Source organism: Salinivibrio sp. EAGSL, from assembly GCF_013366455.1.
In the GTDB taxonomy this organism is placed as follows: Bacteria; Pseudomonadota; Gammaproteobacteria; order Enterobacterales; family Vibrionaceae; genus Salinivibrio; species Salinivibrio costicola.
Genome location: NZ_JABWMG010000005.1, coordinates 109,052 through 127,773, shown reverse-complemented (window position 1 = coordinate 127,773; position 18,722 = coordinate 109,052). Strand labels below are relative to the sequence as shown.

Annotated in this window: 22 protein-coding genes; 15 read left to right on the top strand and 7 right to left on the bottom strand. The window is 49.2% G+C overall.

The window, feature by feature from the left end:
• Positions 1-98: 98 nt before the first annotated feature.
• From HLG76_RS15100 to HLG76_RS04675, 6 genes are all read left to right on the top strand, one after another.
• Complete coding sequence (locus HLG76_RS15100; RefSeq protein ID WP_175993174.1) at positions 99-1,865, top strand: PAS domain S-box protein; 1,767 nt, start codon at positions 99-101, stop codon at positions 1,863-1,865.
• 82 nt (positions 1,866-1,947) lie between these two features.
• Positions 1,948-2,877 carry a DUF368 domain-containing protein gene (locus HLG76_RS04695; RefSeq protein WP_175993173.1) on the top strand — a complete coding sequence of 310 codons (930 nt, stop codon included), beginning with the start codon at positions 1,948-1,950 and terminating at the stop codon, positions 2,875-2,877.
• Positions 2,878-3,122: 245 nt separating this feature from the next.
• A complete protein-coding gene (locus tag HLG76_RS04690) occupies positions 3,123-3,374 on the top strand; it encodes a hypothetical protein (RefSeq protein ID WP_175993172.1) in 252 nt (83 codons plus the stop codon).
• Positions 3,374-3,961, top strand: coding sequence for an SCO family protein (locus HLG76_RS04685; RefSeq protein ID WP_254877627.1), 588 nt, complete (start codon positions 3,374-3,376; stop codon positions 3,959-3,961). The genes HLG76_RS04690 and HLG76_RS04685 overlap by 1 nt, the downstream gene beginning before the upstream one ends.
• A 2-nt stretch (positions 3,962-3,963) precedes the next feature.
• A complete protein-coding gene (locus HLG76_RS04680; RefSeq protein WP_175993170.1) occupies positions 3,964-4,425 on the top strand; it encodes a copper chaperone PCu(A)C in 462 nt (153 codons plus the stop codon).
• 207 nt (positions 4,426-4,632) lie between these two features.
• Complete coding sequence (locus HLG76_RS04675; RefSeq protein WP_021023886.1) at positions 4,633-4,878, top strand: Lpp/OprI family alanine-zipper lipoprotein; 246 nt, start codon at positions 4,633-4,635, stop codon at positions 4,876-4,878.
• 87 nt (positions 4,879-4,965) lie between these two features.
• Here HLG76_RS04675 and HLG76_RS04670 read toward each other — a convergent pair whose 3' ends face one another.
• A complete protein-coding gene (locus tag HLG76_RS04670; protein WP_175993188.1) occupies positions 4,966-6,036 on the bottom strand; it encodes a L,D-transpeptidase family protein in 1,071 nt (356 codons plus the stop codon).
• Positions 6,037-6,379: 343 nt separating this feature from the next.
• Between HLG76_RS04670 and HLG76_RS04665 the strand changes: the two genes are divergently transcribed.
• Positions 6,380-7,030 (top strand): hypothetical protein, encoded by a 651-nt coding sequence (locus HLG76_RS04665; RefSeq protein ID WP_175993169.1) that lies wholly within the window; start codon positions 6,380-6,382, stop codon positions 7,028-7,030.
• On the opposite strand, the gene HLG76_RS04660 is transcribed toward HLG76_RS04665, so the two are convergent.
• Entirely contained in the window at positions 7,027-8,724 is a 1,698-nt protein-coding gene (locus HLG76_RS04660) for an SgrR family transcriptional regulator (protein ID WP_175993168.1), read from the bottom strand. The genes HLG76_RS04665 and HLG76_RS04660 overlap by 4 nt on opposite strands.
• A gap of 209 nt (positions 8,725-8,933) precedes the next feature.
• On the opposite strand from HLG76_RS04660, the gene HLG76_RS04655 reads away from it, so the two are divergent.
• A complete protein-coding gene (locus tag HLG76_RS04655; protein WP_175993167.1) occupies positions 8,934-9,449 on the top strand; it encodes a hypothetical protein in 516 nt (171 codons plus the stop codon).
• 90 nt (positions 9,450-9,539) lie between these two features.
• Here HLG76_RS04655 and HLG76_RS04650 read toward each other — a convergent pair whose 3' ends face one another.
• Together HLG76_RS04650 and HLG76_RS04645 are read right to left on the bottom strand one after the other, a co-directional pair.
• On the bottom strand, positions 9,540-9,755 hold the full coding sequence (locus HLG76_RS04650) for a DUF3820 family protein (protein ID WP_175993166.1): 216 nt from the start codon (positions 9,753-9,755) through the stop codon (positions 9,540-9,542).
• 17 nt (positions 9,756-9,772) lie between these two features.
• Positions 9,773-10,312 (bottom strand): NUDIX hydrolase, encoded by a 540-nt coding sequence (locus HLG76_RS04645; RefSeq protein WP_175993165.1) that lies wholly within the window; start codon positions 10,310-10,312, stop codon positions 9,773-9,775.
• A 188-nt stretch (positions 10,313-10,500) separates the two neighbouring features.
• On the opposite strand from HLG76_RS04645, the gene HLG76_RS04640 reads away from it, so the two are divergent.
• The 3 genes from HLG76_RS04640 to HLG76_RS04630 all read left to right on the top strand — a co-directional run bounded on the left by HLG76_RS04640 (position 10,501) and on the right by HLG76_RS04630 (position 12,805).
• Positions 10,501-11,652, top strand: a complete 1,152-nt coding sequence (locus tag HLG76_RS04640) for an HD-GYP domain-containing protein (protein WP_175993164.1) — start codon at positions 10,501-10,503, stop codon at positions 11,650-11,652.
• Between the two features lie 171 nt (positions 11,653-11,823).
• Positions 11,824-12,255, top strand: coding sequence for a DUF3010 family protein (locus HLG76_RS04635; protein WP_025740445.1), 432 nt, complete (start codon positions 11,824-11,826; stop codon positions 12,253-12,255).
• A 22-nt stretch (positions 12,256-12,277) separates the two neighbouring features.
• Entirely contained in the window at positions 12,278-12,805 is a 528-nt protein-coding gene (locus tag HLG76_RS04630) for a methylated-DNA--[protein]-cysteine S-methyltransferase (protein WP_175993163.1), read from the top strand.
• Here HLG76_RS04630 and HLG76_RS04625 read toward each other — a convergent pair whose 3' ends face one another.
• Positions 12,806-13,234: a GNAT family N-acetyltransferase gene (locus HLG76_RS04625; protein ID WP_175993162.1), complete on the bottom strand. Its 429-nt coding sequence runs from the start codon at positions 13,232-13,234 to the stop codon at positions 12,806-12,808.
• 110 nt (positions 13,235-13,344) lie between these two features.
• On the bottom strand, positions 13,345-14,064 hold the full coding sequence (gene pdsO / locus HLG76_RS04620; RefSeq protein ID WP_175993161.1) for a sortase-associated OmpA-like protein PdsO: 720 nt from the start codon (positions 14,062-14,064) through the stop codon (positions 13,345-13,347).
• 204 nt (positions 14,065-14,268) lie between these two features.
• Between pdsO and pdsR the strand changes: the two genes are divergently transcribed.
• The 4 genes from pdsR to HLG76_RS15165 all read left to right on the top strand — a co-directional run bounded on the left by pdsR (position 14,269) and on the right by HLG76_RS15165 (position 18,273).
• On the top strand, positions 14,269-14,967 hold the full coding sequence (gene pdsR, locus HLG76_RS04615; protein WP_175993160.1) for a proteobacterial dedicated sortase system response regulator: 699 nt from the start codon (positions 14,269-14,271) through the stop codon (positions 14,965-14,967).
• A 17-nt stretch (positions 14,968-14,984) separates the two neighbouring features.
• Entirely contained in the window at positions 14,985-17,189 is a 2,205-nt protein-coding gene (gene pdsS / locus HLG76_RS04610) for a proteobacterial dedicated sortase system histidine kinase (protein WP_254877626.1), read from the top strand.
• 113 nt (positions 17,190-17,302) lie between these two features.
• Positions 17,303-17,971 carry a glutathione S-transferase family protein gene (locus HLG76_RS04605; protein WP_175993158.1) on the top strand — a complete coding sequence of 223 codons (669 nt, stop codon included), beginning with the start codon at positions 17,303-17,305 and terminating at the stop codon, positions 17,969-17,971.
• Between the two features lie 95 nt (positions 17,972-18,066).
• The gene (locus HLG76_RS15165; RefSeq protein ID WP_175993157.1) at positions 18,067-18,273 is read left to right on the top strand and encodes a DUF1289 domain-containing protein; all 207 of its coding nucleotides are present in this window, start codon (positions 18,067-18,069) and stop codon (positions 18,271-18,273) included.
• On the opposite strand, the gene HLG76_RS04595 is transcribed toward HLG76_RS15165, so the two are convergent.
• On the bottom strand, positions 18,241-18,618 hold the full coding sequence (locus HLG76_RS04595) for a hypothetical protein (protein ID WP_021022994.1): 378 nt from the start codon (positions 18,616-18,618) through the stop codon (positions 18,241-18,243). The two genes, HLG76_RS15165 and HLG76_RS04595, sit on opposite strands and share 33 nt — an antisense overlap.
• Positions 18,619-18,722 lie beyond the last annotated feature (104 nt).

Genomic DNA, 18,722 nt, shown 5'->3' with positions numbered 1-18,722 from the left:
GTACGGTATTTCTTACGAGTTGGAATACACATCACGAAATTGACACCACCAGCCACTCACAAGTACACGAGTGTTAATGATCAATAAAGGACAAGCCAATGTTTAAGGACTTAGTCGTTGATGGACGTTACAAAAAAACACTGGATCAGTCGATACACGCTATCGTGACCATCGACGAAAAAAATAACGTTATCTATTTCAACGATGCTGCTGAATCGCTGTGGGGTTATCAACGCAATGAAGTATTAGGTCACAACGTCAAAATGCTGGTTCCAGAAGAAATTCGGGGCAGTCATGACGGGTTCATTAATCATCACCGTACGACCCAAGAAAATCGCATCGTCGGAACATCTCGCGATGTACAGTTAGAAAGAAAAGATAGAACTCGTGTATGGGTGAACATCTCGTTAAACCATATTAAACATGCTGGAAAATCTACTTACACCGCATTTGTTCACGATATCTCTGCACAAAAACAAGCTCAAGAGATTGTTAATCAAACCCTCGAGCAAGCTCTAGATGCAGTCGTGACTATCGATGGCCGTAACTGCATCACCTTTGCTAATAAATCTGCTGAGCAAATGTGGGGATACTCTCGGGACGAAATGCTAGGCCATAACGTAAAAATGTTGGTACCTGAACAACACCGTCATGAGCATGATGAATTAGTCAATCGAAACCGAAGAACCGGTATCAACAAAATTGTGGGCTCCACCCGCGAAGTCCCTTTCGTACGTAAAAATGGTGAAAACCGTTGGGGAAGTTTCTCAATATCTAAAATAGAACTTGATGACGAGATTCAGTACACCGCGTTTGTCAAAGACGTCACAGAGGAAGTTGAGCGTCGGGAAGAATTCAAAATGCTATCGATGGTAGCAGATGAGACAGATAACTCAGTCATTATTACCGATGCTGACGGCTATACCCGTTATGTTAACCAAGGGTTTGAAAAACTCACAGGTTATACAATGTCGGAAATGCGCGGCAAAAAACCAGGCACTATGCTTCAAGGGCCAGGAACTAACACCGAAACAGTCGCGAAAATCTCACAAAAACTAAAAAATCGCGAACCCTTTTACGACGAGCTCCTTAATTATAACAAACACGGTGATGCCTATTGGATATCTGTCTCTATCAATCCAATTTTTGATGATAACGGACAGTTATCTAGCTTTATTTCTATTCAAGCTGATATCACCGAAGCGAAACAACGATCACTTGAGGCAGAACGTCGATTTGATGCGATCAGTGTCAGCAACGGCATTATGCAGTGGAATCTTGACGGTACACCTGATTCGTTTAATTCGTACATGCTTGACCACTTACGCGCAGAAACATCGTCGAACTCAGAAATTCTAAGCAACAACCTCAAGAATAAGCTCGGAGAATCGACATTTAGCGATGTGCTCTCGGGTAAACAAATAAAAGAAGTACTGCCGTTTACAGCTGCAGACGGAAGCGAACGCCGTTTCGATACTGTCGTCGCCCCCATTTTTGACTCCGAAGGGAACCCTGTTTACCTCGTCTCCTACGGTATTGATGTGACCAATAGAGCCCAAGCTGTTGATGTAACGGAGAAGGAAATGACAAAAGTCGAAGCATCTAGCAGCGAAATACAACAAATTATTGGTGTAATAAACGGCATCGCCGAACAGACAAACTTACTTGCGCTCAACGCGGCTATTGAAGCAGCTCGGGCCGGTGAGTCGGGCCGAGGTTTTGCCGTGGTCGCCGATGAAGTACGACAATTGGCACAACGCTCTGGAGAGTCTGCAGCCGAAATTCGTCGCCTTGTCGATCAAACGAATGAACGCGTGAGGGCACTAGCTGATGCTCTTCAAAATTTAAATGGCGAAGACGACTAGTCGTCCTAGTATAAGCAGGCCTATCACTGACGATTCATCTCGGTATAATGCAGCCCTTAGCTTTTTATCGATGAATGGCATTATGGTCAAAAATCTGGTCTCAACCTATCTGAAAGGGATAGCAATGGGCGCCGCTGACGTCGTTCCTGGCGTATCTGGCGGCACCATCGCGTTTATTACTGGCATCTATACACTATTGCTGGAAAGTATTCGGCGTATTACCCCGAGCTTGTTCTCGCTCTGGCGGCGCAAAGGCTTTAAGGCCGTATGGCAACACATCAACGGCACCTTTTTGTGTGTGTTATTAGCCGGAATTTTAAGCAGTATCGCAGGTTTAGCGAAGGGCATTAGTTGGATGCTGGCCAACCATCCCATCCCTCTGTGGTCGTTTTTCTTTGGTCTTATCATTGCGTCAGCACTGCATATCGCCAAACAGCTCCCCGCCCCTAAAATCACGCTAAGAACGGTACTCGCCGCGCTTATCGGTATCGGCTTTGCGTATTGGATCACCGTCGCTAATCCGTTGCAATTGACAGCCAGCCCTCTCACCGTCTTTTTATCCGGCGCCATTGCCATATGCGCCATGATTCTACCGGGGATCTCGGGCAGCTTTATACTGTTACTGCTCGGCATGTATAGCCCGATTCTAGACGCGGTACATCAAGGCCAATGGGATATGCTCGGCTTACTCGCCTTGGGGGCCATCGTCGGCTTATTGAGTTTTTCTCATTTACTGTCCTGGTTATTAGAGCGTTTTTATGCAGTAACACTCGCCTTCCTTACCGGTTTAATGTTAGGCACATTGGGTAAAATTTGGCCTTGGAAACATACTCTTACCTGGCGGACTAACTCATCGGGTGAACAAGTCCCTTTGATGCAAGATAACCTTCTACCGGGCGTGTACGAGGCAATCGTGGGACATCCGGCACAAGTTGGCCTCGCGGTGATTGCCATGATTACGGGCTTTGTGCTGGTATTGCTGTTGGAGCGCTTCTCGCCTAAACAGGACTAAACCATGAATGTTTCATCCTCACGCATGCCCGTGAGTCGCCGTTTATTGATCCCCGCCAGTATCATTATGCTGGTGGCGCTTGCGTTTTTACGCCAACTTGGCTAACCACTTTTGTTGAAAGTGAAAACAGCCCGGCATCCGCATCAACACACTCATCCGTGCTAACAGATGCGTGCGTGCTCAATCAGCAGACTTGCCAGTATAAAGGCTACCAAGCATCACTCGCTGAGCCGACGGTGCGCCCTATGAATGCAAATAGACTGACGGTCATCAGCCCCGAACCACTCGAGCGAGATACCTTACTGGTCAAGCTCAAAGGCGTGGAGATGAACATGGGTGAGTACCGGCTTGCGCTCAAAAAAACCGATGAGCAAACCTACCAAGGAGAATTAATGTTGCCCGTCTGCACAGAAGATAGCATGACATGGGCAGGCTCGATTACGCTTGGTAACGAAGCAAAAAACCATTTCCCCATAAAAGTACGCATGGAGCGATGATGAGTAAAAAAGCTTGGTTGGTCGCCATTATTGCCGTTTGTGTTGGCTTAGGCGCACGCGCCCTCTATGACAACTATCAACAGACACAACAACAAGCACAAGCTGGTGCGCTGCAGTCCGATGGGCAACCTTTCGATCTGTATAATGTTGATGACCCGCGGCCACGGATTGTTTACTTCGGCTATACCCATTGTCCCGATGTTTGTCCTACGTCTCTAGCGGTGCTGTCGGCGGCGTTAAAGTCGCTGCCAGAGTCGACGCAAAAGACGGTGTCGCCTGTGTTTATCACTTTGGATCCAAAGCGTGATACCAGCGAAAAAGCCGCCGAGTACGCGCATTTTTTCCATCCTCTAATCACAGGCGTCAGCGGCTCCAAGGCGCAAATTGATCAACTTGCGAAACGCTATGGTGTGTTGTATCGCATTACCGAGCTGGAAGACTCTGCCATGGACTACGCCGTTGACCATAGCTCTTTTTTCTACTTTCTCTCGCCTGATGGCGAGCTTTTGGAAAAAATCCCACACACCTTAAACCCCGACATGCTGGTCGCCGCCGTTCAACGGGTAACTGATAACAATAAGGAATAACAATGAAATTTCTCAAGCCTTTTATTGCCGCTATTGCTTTTATACTGGCTCCCCTAGCGCATGCGCATGGCGAATTTTTTCTTCATGATGCTTATGCGCGCGTGAGTGCTCCTGGTGCGCCCAACAGTGCGGCCTTTATGGTGTTGGATAACCAAAGTAAGGTGCTAAAACGAGTGGTGAGCGCCAGCACACCAGCCGCCAAACGGGTTGAACTGCATGAACACGCCATGGTGGATGGCATGATGGAAATGCGTCAAATCGCGCAAATTTTAGTGCCGAAGGGCGAGCAAGTTATTCTAAAGCCGGGGGGCTTGCATGTGATGCTCTTTGACTTGGTAAAACCTTTAGAGGTTGGGGAACATATTTCACTGACATTAACCACCGCTGATGGCCACACGCTAACCAAGCAAATTCCGGTAAAAACCGTCATGGCTGGCATGAAACATCACAGCGGTAGCGAATAAGAGGCAGTAACGGCGGCCGCAAGATTGTACAAAAAACAGCCAAAAAAGGCGAAAGCGGTCATCTCGTGTTAACTGCGTCAAGGTATGATAGCTAAGTGAAGGGTTGGCAAGCAAAATCTCTTGTTAGCGTCTAAGGTTAGGTGTGGTCACGTCTAAGCGTGATACTCCTAACGTTATGACGATTTTAAACAACAGTCGAGGTTATCTATGAAAATCCGTCCAATGGCTCTAGCTGCGGTCGTATCAAGTGTTTTATTGATGGGCTGTACCAATACCACCGCATTACAACAAAGCGTCAATGATTTATCAGCAAAGGTCGACGCGCTCTCCAATGACGTTTCAATGATGAAAAATGACGTTAGTGAGACGAAAAACACATCAGGCATGGCCTATGATGAAGCCAAACGTGCGAATAAGCGCATTGATAATATGGCGCAGTCATACACAAAATAAGCTTTTAACAACGCTTACTCATCGTTGAAATAAATAGACGCTAAATCGGTAAGCTATCTTAATAAACGGCGCACGCTGCGCCGTTTGTTATTTTTTGACTCCCGGGCGATTAACTGACGGGACAAACGTATCTGCTTGAGACGTTGATTGTTGTTCTATCTGTCGCCAGATTTCCTGTTGTGCTGACGTGAGAGAAGCCACCTCAATCGGCGCACCCTCTTGTACGGCTAAAGCCGCTCGGTAACGCTGTGTCGACAGACCAAAGTGCTCAAATAGAGATAAAACGTCGGGATCCGGTGTTCGAGTGATGCGTTTATGTGCTTCATCAGGCGTTGTAGATAGCGGGCGATGCGCCTCAACCATCACACGCCCATCAGGCTCAAGGCTCACTTTGGTCGGAGTATCAATAATACGCACAGGCGTACGGACATCCACTGCATCGAATAACCAAGCAATGTCATCAGGTCGCAAGCGAATACAACCGGCACTCACTCGTAAGCCAATCCCAAACGATTTATTGGTCCCGTGGATTAAATACTCACCATGCCCATATCCCAAGCGTAACGCATGTTTACCTAGGGGATTATCAGGCCCAGCCGGTACCACATCGGGTAAGCTAACCCCACGCGTTTGTCGATACTCGTCTCTTATACTTTGAGGCGGAGTCCACGTCGGATTTTGCCGCTTTTGGCTAATGAAGGTATCCATCTTGGGTGTATCTCGCCCTATCCGTCCAATGCCAATCGGAAAAATATGGACGCGCCGACGCGTGTTTTTATCCGCCGAGGATACGCTTTCTCCCGCTTTTGTAACTGCAGCACTCTGCGCGGGAAAGTAGTAAAGGCGGAGCTCAGCTAAGTTGATTACAATCCCTTCATGGGGCGGTTTCGGCAACAGATATTGCCGAGGCAAGCGCACCAATCTGCCAGGCTCGGGTAAGTAAGGGTCCACACCCGGGTTCAATGCCAGTAGTGCCAAAAAACCTACATTATACTGTTTGGCAATGGCTTCAAGGTATTCGCCCTTTTCAACGTGATGTGTTTCAGGGTATCCAACCAACCGACTTCCATCTTTGGGTAACAGATAACTTGTCGCCTGCCCGCTGGGCACATAGAGTACCCACAGCAACAGTCCTATCTGTATCGAGAACTGAGTCATTAGCGCCCGCATCTGTCGGGGTCGACCAGTAATAAACGCGCGCCCCAGCCACTTCGTCATATTCACTCTCGTCTTTTTCTCCTCACTCTATGGCTGGCTACACCGTCGCAACAAAAAGTAAATATCTGTCATTTCTATGCTTCAGCGGCCGGCATGTCGGCCGATAAACCCACCAAGTAATGTAAAAAGATAGGTTAGATGATAACGGCACGATGAGAAAGTGCGCACAACGTAGCGTTTCTCTCTGATTTATTGGGCGATTTAAGTGATATACTACATACTTTAATCAGGGCGATGTAGCCATCAATGCTGTATCGATGTTTTTGGTAGGAGTAACACGTTTTTGTTAGATGATCTGGTCTCGCTGGCACTGCGCCACTTTCAGCAAGATTGTGTCAAGCTGTGCGAGCATCACTATCCGACAGTCCACAATCGAGGCATGCGCGATACGCATATGGGTAAAGCGTTAGCGCGTCGTCTGATGCGTGTGCTTGAAGCGCATGATAGACCGGCACAGTTTCATCTTCTCGACGACACTCGCCCTCATAGCCAGACCGTGTACAAACTCCAGTTAGATGACAGCGCGATTTATATCCTTGCGCACCGCTTACTCAGTGGCAATAATGCCTGTCGAGACGCGTTAGTTCGTGATGTAGCTTGGCTACTCAACAACGGTATCACTGACCCTTCTGAGCCTGGACGCGTGATCATTGTGAGCGATCACTGGATTGACCGGACGAACGCGAGTAAAGCCGTTCCCTCATGGTGGTTAGGCCACCAGCCCATTCATGCCGATGCCTATCGAGCGCAAGGTATTCGCCTCGTATCTGCAACCACTAGCCTCTCAGATGCCATTTCTCCCCTCGGATTAACCGAAGGACGCTATCGTATCTTTCATCCTCTATTTCGGATAAAAGACAGCCTACCACTGCACAAATACTTGCTCATGACAGCGACTTTTTCACTTGGCCTCGAAGAGTACACGACGGTTTAACCGGGCTTGTGCCATATCGATTTAAAGTCAAACCACCCGACGGCATTAGACGCGACATCTTGTAAATCTGGCGTCGCCATGACTCCCATCCAAATATGGAATAACGGGATCATCTGGTGTTCAACCAGGCAACGCGCCAAGGTTTCAGCACAATGATCATCTTGTGTTTCACGCCAACGTCGTGTTTCCGTCTCTATCTTAGTAACAAGCGCATCCGTACAGGCATGTAACACCAAATCATGCGTACCAAGCCAGTTGAATAACCCAACCTGTCCGCGCTCACCGAAGCTCATCGCGCCCAACCAAATATCAATTTTGCGACTGTAACGACCACTAAAATATTCCGCCGGAGATAGCGCTAACGTGTTCACCGTGATGCCCTCTTCCGCCAAATGGGTCGTCATTGCTTGAGCAATTAACGGATACAAAGGGTGATCTGATAGATACGCTACCGTCAAAGACGTCGGGCCCGGCGCGACTCGCTGCTGATCGGCTTGTATATGATGCATCCAGCCTGGCATTAATCCGTACGCATTGAATAATCGATACTCACCCATGCCGTTTGCTGCTAAGCGTGGTAGCAGTTGCAACGATGACAACTTAGCGTGCAAATATTCTCGCCATGCTGGCTGTTTGGCGAGCCCATCGCGACAATTAAGCAATAAATATCCGGCGCCCTGATCCATTTCAAGTTTTTGACTTAAGGTTGTCTGATGACTCGCGAGTCGCTCGGGGGTCAGCGTGGTGCTTGGCGTGAGATAACACATCGCCGCTTCGTCAAAGACCATAATCTGGATCTGATCCGTTAGCGCGCGATAACCAAAGTAATCATCAAAGGCTTCAAGCACCAAACGATGCGCTTGCCGCTCAGCTACACGATACGGGCCAGTGCCAATAGGTTGATAAGCAAACTGCTTGTCGTTCGCACCATCGGCCGGAAGAATTAAGGCTTCTGGGAGCGTGAGCGCATGATCAAAAAGCGGATCCGGGCAAGAGAGGTTGATATCAATCATTCTCGGCCCTGGTGATGTCACACTGGCTATATGGGCGAAAAACCGCCGTGTGGCGAGTTGAGACAGACTGCTAATCACATCATGCTCTGTCATCAAACGTCCGTCATGAAATCGTACGCCCGGCCGTAGATAAAAACGCCACTGAGTTGCGGATAGAGCATCCCAATGATGTGCTAAATCGGAGGCGACAATGCGATCATTGCCCCGATAACGCACTAAGCCGTTGAATATCTGCCCTACTAAGTGCTGCTCTGAACGGCGCAGTGGTCCACGTGGGTCAAGCTCTTCTAATTGACGATAATAAGGTAAACGCACAATTTGACGACCATTTTGCGTACTCGGTCCCATTTGCTTTTGAATCAAGGTAACCAATTTGGTGGCATCATGATCTAAACAGGCCAAGGCGTGATCGATTTTACCTTGTGTCAGCCATTGTGCCGCCTGCTCTTCGCGCAATGCCGATTCGCTGCGTAAGAAGGTTAAACGTGACAACTTGCCTCGCCCAACAGAGGGTTGCCATGTTAACCAACCATGCTCCTCTAACTTACTCAAAACCATGCGCGCATTGCGTCGCGTGCACACGAGAATATCGGCCACCGCTTGTAGGGCGGTATCTGTATCTTCACCATTAAAGTGGTGATAAAGGCGGGAAAATTGTGCGCGCAGTCGCTGACCTGACATAAAAGAGGAACTCAATTATCGCTAAAAATAGGATTTGTACTTCCTATTTTACGCAACTCAGCGCATGGCGTCTGCTCATATTTAAATCACTCACACTGAAGCTGTGATCTCTAGCAGGCTATATTGGCGGGCATTGGCGAGGGGCAGTTTGTTCTGAACGCCGACTCAGTTATGATACGTTTCCTTTGTAGGCAATGAAAAGGGTGTTTATGAACGCGCCGGCAATTATTTCCCATTTTGATATCAAGCAACGTTGGATGGCTTGTCATGTTAAACAAGCACAGTTTCCCACCCAAGAAAGCCTCGCCGGTTATGATATCTATCTCGCCACTAGCCAGCCGCCAGAACCTTTAGTCATGCCTGCCGCGCCGACCACTCAACCATTAACAATCTACTGGGTCGATAGCCATCCACTCATGATCCAATACGCCAAACTTCAGGCCAAACAGTGGCCAGAATCAGATCATGCAAACATGTTGGCATACTTCGCACAATTAGCGCTTCAAGATGGCGTAGAAGTGGCCGAGGCTCGCGTTTCTTTATGCATTGGCACCCAACACGGTGAAACCTGCGCCGCCGCCATGCGGGTCGACACCCAAGAAAACGGTCAACCAATCAGCGGTATTTATGATCTGATAGCCCCCAGTGACGACGCCCGCGCACAACTTCTTTATGCACTCACTGCGGGTAAGGACAATGATCACCAATGGGTGATTGCCGGTTAAGCAATGTTGGCATATCGAGCGTCACTTTCGTCGCGACTAGGCCCATTGCGTCAACGACGCAGCATTTTGATTGACGTTCATCTTTGCAGGTTACATCCGCTTCAAAGGCTGAACCACGCTTTCTAAGCCTTCAACTTTTAATGCCAAGCACAATTGCATCAGCTCACCGAGCTCGCCTTTCGGAAACTCGGCTTTGTTTTGAAACCACAGTAAGTACTCTTCAGGCAGGTCAATCAACACACGGCCTGCGTACTTGCCAAACGGCATGGGCATGTTGGCCAGTTTAATCAGTTGCGCTTTGTCCATGAAGCACTCCTTGTCGATTACGCCGTGGCTTGCTGGGTACTATCACGCTGCTGAGCGATCATTTCGAGCAACATGGTTTCACGCACCAACGACTGCCCGGCTTTCTCACTGTTAGCCATCACTGCTTTGTTGTGCGCTATCGCATGATTCAAGCGCACCCACACTGGGCGCATCCCATTATTCAACTCGTAATGCTCAAATGTTGGGGTTCCTAATTCACGATCGACTTGGCAATAAAAACAGTACGAGAGCATGTGCATCACATCAGCACCATCTCGATGCCAAGGGCGATATTCTTCAAAACAGCCAAACGGTTCAATATCTCGTATACCTCGAGCGCCGGTCTCTTCTTGTAGTTCGCGGATCATGCCTTGCTCTTGGGTTTCACCTTGGTCAATCCCGCCACCGGGCAACGAGTAATCATCATAACGTGCGGTATACATCAATAAGATCTCATCACCCTGCAAGGCAATGGCGCGGGCAGCATCCCGTTTAATCACGGTTTTACTCTCTAGTGGTCGCACCCGCTGATCAATATGTGTGGCAATGATTTGCATAAAACACTCAGGTAACTTAAAAATTAAGCGCGAGAGTATATCATCACACATAGCACATCACACGGCTGATGGTTTTGCGCGCACAAAAACTTAATTTTCGCCGCATTTAAATACCGTTGGTACGTTATTTGAGCAATACTGTTTCCGGCATTCATATCGGGATGATGATGTAGCAAGGACAATCTACGATGTTGCAAAAAATTGATATACAACAGCTCACTCTTGGCATGTATGTTGAACAAATCGAAACTGAACATGCTCGCACACGCATGGCAAAGCCTGGCTATGTGCGTCGTCCTGAAACGATCGAAAAGCTGCGCCAAAGTGGCATACAACATGTCTGGGTTGATGCCGACCAGCTTTTAAACCTTGATGAAATCCACTACAAAGGCCCTTTAGGCAAGGGTAAATATGCCGCGACAGGCGCAGATATAGACAAAGCGCGAGCGTTAGTCGATGCCTCGAAACAACAGCTGTGTCGTTTATTAAAAGACATCTACGCCAATAAGCCCATCGATATGGCGCCGATCGCGGATTTAGGGCTCAGTATTGTTGATAACATTTTCGAACGACAGCACGCCGTTGCCTGGATCAGTGGCATTCGCGATAAAAGTGCCTACTTGATGGAGCATTCACTTAACGTCGCGTTTTTACTGGTTAACTTTGGTAAACACCTAGGCTTCGATCACCACACATTACACGAGTTAGCCGTGGGTGGGCTTGTGCATGATATTGGAAAGGTACTGGTCGCTGATGAAGTACTGAATAAACCGGGAAAGCTAACCGCTGACGAATTCGCTCATATGAAGCTTCATCAAATCTTTTCTCAACCAGTATTGGACAGTATTCCCGACCTATCACCCATCGCACGTGATGTCAGTTTAATGCATCATGAAAAGCTTGATGGCAACGGCTACCCCAACGGATTACAAGGAGAAGAAATACACACGATTGGCCGCATGAGTGGCATTGTCGATATCTATGATGCGCTCACCGCCGACCGTTGTTACAAGCGTGCTATGTCTCCCTCTGAGGCGTTTAAAATCATGATGGGCCTCACGCCTTTTCACTTGGATCCCACCTTATTACGCGCCTTTATTCAGTGTATTGGCTTTTATCCGATAGGGTCATTAGTTGAACTTGCAGACGGGCGCGCCGGTTTAGTGTGGCAAGAGAACCTTGATGACATAACGCGCCCGATCGTGAAAACCTTCTATTCTGTGCGCAGCAATCACTTTCGCGAGGTGGAATATATCGACTTGGATAAGCGCCACGATCTTCGCATCGCACGCGCTACCAGTGAAGGGGCGCTAGATATCTGTGTCGACGCATTTCGTTAATCCTGTGACGTCGCAGGCGCTTTTGCGTATACTGCCCCGCCTCAGTGACCATTTTGGTCAAAGGCCATGGTTTGATCAGAGACGGGGTTTTGATCAGACAGAGGGTTTTGGCCAGAGGCTGTGTTTCACCAAAGACTGTGGCTTAGCTAAATAAACGATAGAGAGAAAACAATGAGAGTATGCGCGGTTGATCTAAAAGGCAACGAAGCCAACCTGGTATTGCTAGATAGCGAGAATGACCTTTTTTCGGTGCCTGATTGTCGAGCAAAGAAAATCAATGTGCCATCACCCGAATCACAAGAAAGTATTCAACATTTCCACCGCACCATGAGCAAGCTGGTCGAAGACTATCAGGTAGAAAAGATTGTGATCCGCGAGCGTCAAACTAAGGGTAAGTTCGCGGGAAGCAGTGCGGGCTTTAAAATGGAAGCGGTCTTGCAGCTTATCGATGGGGTTGAAGCAGAAGTGCTGCCCAATAACATCATGAAGCAAACACTCAAACGCCACCCGATCGATGTCAATCTAAAAGAATTGGGCTTAAAGCAGTTTCAAGAACATGCGTTCTTAACCGCCTGCGCCTATTGCAATCAAGATAAGAAGTAATCATCGACCACAAGGATGTGTCATGCCAGTTATCCGATATCCATCGCCATTAGGCATGCTAACACTAGAAGCGGATACCAATGGACTTACGGGGCTGTATTTGCCTCGCCGAACACCGTCATCCTCAACGACAAGCCTCGCGCCCGACGGTGACCCAATACTGGATGAAGCACGCTGCCAACTGGATCAATACTTTGCAGGGAAGCGGCAGGCATTTTCTTTGCCACTTGCCCCGCACGGCACATCGTTTCAACGCCGTGTGTGGGCCGCTTTGCAAACCATTCCGTATGGGCACACTGCCAGCTATCAGACCATTTCCAATGCCATCGGCAATCCGAAAGCTAACCAAGCGGTGGGCGGCGCGAATAGCAAAAACCCGATTTCTATCATCATTCCTTGCCACCGTATCATTGGCCGCCAAGGGCAATTAATTGGCTACGGGGGCGGCCTCGCGGCTAAACAAGCCTTGTTAATGTGGGAAGCGACCGGCGAATGGCCAACCAGTCTCCCCAGTCCGCAAAGTGGCAAAGATAAAGCCTTTGGCGCGTGACTACGCCGCTAACGCTTTAATCAGTCGCTCTGGCGTGAGTTGAAAACCGCAGTGCAGATAAAAGCTTTGGGCATCGGCTTTGTGATAACTCGGGACCACTTCAATGTGACCGCACCCTCTTGCCAATAAATAGGTCTCCGCGGCACTGAGCAATTGTCGGCCGAGGGTCATATCCCGAAAGTGCTCATCCACCATAATGGTGCTGATGCGCCCTAAATGGTTGGATTTATCCAGTTGTAAAATCAGGTTGAATGCCACCACGCCTGCCACCAATCCACATAGTTCTATGACCAATACATTAGCATCTTCTGCGTGAATCAAGTCGGTGAGCGTTTTCTTCATTTGGCTCAACGGAAGTGGATTAGGCTGACAGCGCACACACAAGGCGCAAATAGCATCAATATCGTGAAGGGTTGCCTGTCGAATCATGGTGTCTTCCTTAGTTGCCGAAGATAAATCTGCAACGTTTGATACAGGCTAGGCGGCTGCATCGCGACCTAGCCCCAGATCGATAAAGTGACAAAGCGATAAAGCGACGCCTATTGTGCCTGTGCCACTTGGCCGCCTTTGACGCGTGAAAGGGTGACACGACGGTCAAAGAAAAAGTCTTCATTGCCGGCTTGATCGGCCAGTGGCTGACTGTCGCCATAGGCAATCGTCTCTAACTGATCCGCGCTAACCCCAACTGACACCAAGTAATCTCTTACCGCCTGTACACGGCGCTCAGACAGATCTTGATTGTAAGATTGACGTCCACGCGGATCCGCGTAACCGGCTAACTGCCACTGTGCCTCGGGCATTTGTTGGATAAAATTCGCTAATTCATCCAGCTGAATCATAAAGTGGGGTTCAATCTCGGCCGAGCTGGTTCGAAACTGAATATTCATCGCTAAGTCTATGTCCTCAATAGAATGTTGCTCTGCACGCAGGCGGGCAAGCTCTAACTGAGCCTCGTTATATTTTTGCGTGACAAGGCTCAGTTGCGTATTTTTCGCATTCATGGTTTCAATCGTGTCTTGCTGCTCCGTCGCAAGGGTTTCAAAACTGGCATTTTGCCCCATCACTGTGCCTATGATGGCGCCAGCCACTGCGCCGACCGGCCCTGCGACCACCGCACCCGCAATGGCGCCGCTGCCCATACCGATCAATTCTGGCTTTTTGTCTCGTTCAACGTGTGTGGCGGCCATGCCTTGTGGGGTTGCTACGACAAACATAGAAACCGCGAATACAGAATGTGTGAGTGCTTTTTTGATATCCATAATGTCCTCGAAAGAGTGGTTGTTGTGCCGTGCTGGCGATAAGGACATTAAAACAAGCCGATCAGGCAATTTACGGGTATAAAAATGGCAATGTGACGACCAATAATGGCAAAAATATGGCAATTGGTTTTTCAGGCCGAAAGAGGGTTTTCTCTGCGCTCAGTTTGGGTATAGTCACCACAACACCAGTAATAAGATGCTTTTATGAAACACATCGCGATTGTGGAAGACGAGGCGGCGATCCGGGAAAACTACGCCGATGTTATTCGCCGCCAAGGCTATCAAGTCCACACGTATCAGGACCGACCCAGCGCACAAACGGCTTTTGAGCAACGTTTACCTGATTTGGCCATTATTGATATTGGTTTGGGCAATGAAATTGATGGCGGCTTTGCGCTATGCCAAGCACTGCGCGCCCTATCGGCGACTGTGCCCATTATTTTTCTGACCGCGCGTGACAGTGATATCGATACCGTGGTGGGCCTGCGGATGGGAGCGGATGACTATTTAACCAAAGATGTGTCGCTCCCGCATTTAATGGCACGCATTGCTGCGTTATTTCGCCGCAGTGATCTTTTGGCACAAACACCGTCGACCGAAGACAAATGCTTACAATCTGGACCGCTCTATCTCGATCTTGATCGCATGCGTGTCTACTGGCTTGACCAACTGATTGACCTCACGGTGACTGAGTTTTGGATGGTCCACGCCTTGGTCAAACGGCCGGGACACGTGAAGAGCCGACAAGCCTTAATGGATGAAGCGCATGCGGTTGTGGATGACAGTACCATTACCTCGCACATCAAGCGGATTCGGAAAAAGTTCATGGTCATTGATAGCCAGTTTGATTGTATTCGAACGGTCTATGGCATGGGTTATCGCTGGGATGAGGCGCAAGCATAATGGCAAGGTGGCGTCGGTTGACTCACGGTTTATGGCCTTATTTGGCCGGGATCCGGACTAAAATTGTCATACTTTCTAGCTTTTTATTGCTCTTGCCTTACCTCGGTTATCAATATGTCTGGGAGATGGAAAGCGTCTTACGTCAGGGCCAAGAGCAGACGCTAATGGGTACAGCGCGCGCGTTTGCAATGGGAATGAACGATCGCCCCGCACTTTTCACTCATCGTCAGTCGCCAACTCGCCTCGAACCCGGTAAAGATTTGCATGCTTTTCGGCTTACCCACCCCATTACCCTGGATGGTGATCTCAGCGAGTGGCAACGTGATAAGCACCATCAGCGCCACTATCAGCGTGACGGTCTCATTTTCAATCAACGCCCCTATCACAGTGATCAGTTATCTTTGTCTGTACTGACGGGGAGCAATGACCACGCCGTCTACGTAGCGCTAGATATTGTCGATGCCACCCCGACCCCTTCGCAAGATAAGAGCGATCTCACCAGTCAGGATCACCTCATTGTCGCGCTGACATCTCCCCAAGGCGCGTTTTACCGCGTGGCCCTCAGCCAAGATCCGCGCGCACGCGATGCCCATGTGACACATTTAGCCAGTGGATTACCTGAAAAATCTAACCAACATGAGACAGAGGGGCCGCCGCAGCCTTTACCCATTGCTGCCAAATGGCGTACGACTGACACTGGCTATCAGGTTGAGATCAAACTCCCGTCAGACTGCGTGGGTCAACAACTCGGGCTGGCCTACTACGATCTGGACGATAGTTTCGAGCGCCCATTGCGTGCCATTATTGGCACCGCCTCCACACGTACACCGGCGTCACTTGGCAGTTTTATGACGCCCTCTGCCGCGATTCAAACCCTGATTGAGCGTATGAATAATAACGCGTCGCGCGTTTGGGTCGTAGATAAACATAGCCGAGTCCTTGCTAAAGATGGCGATATCCAAACCTCAAACGGTGTTTGGCAGTCGTCATCGGCGCCACAAACACGTCACGGGTTGATTGGTTGGCTGACCGATACGCTGCTCCGCCCTTGGTACGATCGCTTGCTGGTGACACCGCCTGATCATTTTATCGATGCGATGCAACAAGCCTCAATTTACAAAGGGGTGCAAGCACAACAGGCACTACAAGGACGCCCTTATGCAGGATGGCGCAGTTCGGATGATGGCCAAGCCATGATTCTCTCCGCCGCCTACCCCATTTGGCTCAACAATGACGTCGCAGGTGCGGTGATTGTTGAAGAAACCACCAATGGCATTCGCAGTTTACGTAATGACGCGCTCGAAACGCTTTTCTCGGTCATGCTCGCGGTGATCTGCACGGGCGTTTTATTGCTGCTGTTGTTTGGCTCACACATTGCTAAACGTTTACGTCGACTACAACATGAAGCGGATCACGCCATTGATAGCCAAGGACGCGTCACAGGCACCATTACTACCACAGACAGCCAAGATGAGATTGGTCGCCTGTCAAGCACCATTGCCGATATGGTCGGACGCATTGCTGGCTATAATCAGTATCTAGAAAAAATGGCCTCGCGCCTGTCCCATGAGTTGCGCACGCCCATTGCCGTCGTACGTTCTTCGCTTGAAAATATGGCGTACACTCAAACCGATCCCAACCAGCTTACTTATATCAATCGCGCTCAAGATGGGGTTCAACGCCTTGCGGGCATTTTATCCACCTTGACCGAAGCGACGCGTCTAGAACAAAGCTTTGACAACGCCGATAAAGAGCCTGTTAACCTCAATGCACTGCTAGATGGATGCACGCAAGGGTATCGACTGGCGTATCCAGAAAAGACGTTCGCGCTGACGCTCCCTGAACAGATCATCACGCTTGAAGGTGTCCCCGATTATTTGGCGCAGTTGCTCGACAAATTGATCGCCAACGCGGTGGAATTTGACGACGGTGTGGCGCCCATTACGCTTGCGCTTAGCGTGCATGCTAACAAAGTGACCATGACCGTCACTAATACCGGGCCACTGCTTCCGAGTGATATGCGCACACAGCTCTTTCACTCTATGGTGAGTGTTCGGCCCGCTCATCACGGCGCCGATAAACCTCATCTCGGTTTAGGACTCTATATTGCGCGTCTTATTGCCGATTTTCATCAAGCTCAACTCACCGCGGCTCACCGTCCGCAACAAGACGGCGTGACACTGTCACTCACATGGTCAATCGCACAGATAACAATCCATTGATTGATCTAAAACGCATTGGCCCCAATACTGAACCGAACAACCTCATCGCGATCAGAGCCAATTCATTAGCCTGGTGGCGAATAAATCTCCTACCGATAAAGCAAGGAGCAACGATGATTGAATTCTATTCTGCTGCAACCCCGAACGGTCAAAAGGTCGCAATTGCACTGGAAGAAATGGGATTGGCCTATCAGCTCCATCCCATTGATTTAATGGCTAACGAACAAAAACAACCTGACTTTCTCGCCATTAATCCCAATGGGCGTATTCCTGCGATTGTCGATAAAAGTAATGGCGATTTTCCAGTCTTTGAGTCTGGGGCAATTTTGCTTTATCTCGCGGAAAAAACAGGGCAGTTCTTACCGGATGATCCTAAAGCGCGTTCACAAGCGATACAGTGGCTGATGTTTCAGATGGGCGGCATCGGCCCCATGATGGGGCAAGCGAATGTTTTTTATCGTTACTTCCCTGAAAAAATCCCTGCAGCGATTGAGCGGTATCAAAAGGAAGGACGCCGCCTGCTTGAGGTTGTTGACCATCAGTTGCAACGTCACTCTTACCTTGCCGGTGATAGCTATACGATCGCTGATATGGCCACGTGGCCTTGGGCAAGAATTCATGCATGGAGTGGTATTGATGTCACTGGACTGGACGCGTTAAAAGCCTGGGTCGATAAACTGGCTGAACGCCCGGCGTGCCAAACCGCGTTAGTCACCCCAGCGTCCGCCGAAGCCAGTGATGAAGAGCGTGCCCAGCAAGCCAGAGGCATGGTGACACGTTAAACAACGCGATATACTCAAAACAAAGAGCCATAACAAGGTAACGGGTAGCCAGCCGGACTGTCCGTTACCTTCCCGTGATAGGTTAAGGAGCGTCTGTGTTAACCCCGTGTATAGGTCATTGCCGTCGTGAAGACGATGTCTGTGTCGGCTGTAAGCGCACACTCGATGAAATCATCAACTGGGGTAAAATGACTGACGACGAACGCGCAACAATTATTGCACAGCTTTCACAAAGGCCTGAGCCACAACGGCCAGCCGCCTCTCGTCCATCAAGAAACCCGTTCAAGCGTCGTATCATCTGATGGCGCCAGCGGCTTACGGTATTCGATAATCACCGTATGGCCCTCGTAGTAAACCGCTTCAATATCACCATCAACAACGACTTTGTTGGTAACTAATACGTCTTGGCTAACTTGCTCACGATTACGTAAGCTGGGCAAAATTTTGTTTGGTTCAACGCCCATGACATGACAAAAGGCGAATACAAACCGGCTCTCTAGTACGCCATCACCATGGATACTGCGAGAAAACGTTAGGTGGCTCACTTCCAACTTTTTTGCCATTTCGCTTTGTGTGATCCGTGCTTTGGCTTTGTAAGACATCCAAGTTTGGTGCAGAGCTTGTCTGTCTTGCTCGTCAAACGTCATTCTGTTTTCCAGTCGGTATACAATACATGGCGACCAGCGTAACAGACACATAGATTATAATGTCAGTACCTCGTTAATCGCGGGTAAATCTTGCCGAGCACACC